Genomic DNA, 589 nt, shown 5'->3' on the forward strand with positions numbered 1-589 from the left:
TGTTCTGCCAGGCGAACATGACCTGGAAGAGGGGGGTGTGGGCGAGGTTGCGGGTGGGGTTGACGGCTTCGACGACTTGTTCGAAGGGGAGGTCCTGGTGGTCGAGGGTGGTGAGGGTGAGGTCGCGGACGCGGTGTAGGAGTTGGGTGGTGGTGGGGTTGTCGGTGAGGTCGATGCGCAGCGCGAGGGTGTTGACGAAGAAGCCGATGAGGTTTTCGAGTTCGGCGCGGCGGCGGTTGGCGGTGGGGGTGCCGATGATGAGGTCGTGGTGTCCGGAGAGGCGGGACAGGACGATGGCCCAGGCGGTGAGCAGGGTCATGTAGAGGGTGCCGCCGTGTTGGGTGGTGAGGGTTTTCAGGGCGGTGGTGAGGTGGGTGTCGAGGGTGACGGGTAGGTGGGCGCCGTGGTGGTCCTGTTCGGTGGGGCGGGGGCGGTCGGTGGGTAGTTCGAGCAGGGTGGGTGCGTCGGCGAGGGTGTGTCGCCAGTGGTTTTCCTGGCGTTGCAGGGTGCCGTCGGTGAGCCATCGGCGTTGCCAGGCGGCGTAGTCGGCGTACTGCACGGGCAGGGGCGGCAGGGGGTCGGGCCGGCC

Annotated in this window: 1 protein-coding gene; it reads right to left on the reverse strand. The window is 68.1% G+C overall.

The features are described 5' to 3' along the window. Positions 1 to 589: condensation domain-containing protein (locus tag ACLQ22_RS31905; protein ID WP_425695585.1), on the reverse strand; the 589-nt coding region annotated here is incomplete at both ends.

This window comes from Micromonospora sp. DT178, from assembly GCF_049841695.1.
Lineage (GTDB): Bacteria > Actinomycetota > Actinomycetes > Mycobacteriales > Micromonosporaceae > Micromonospora.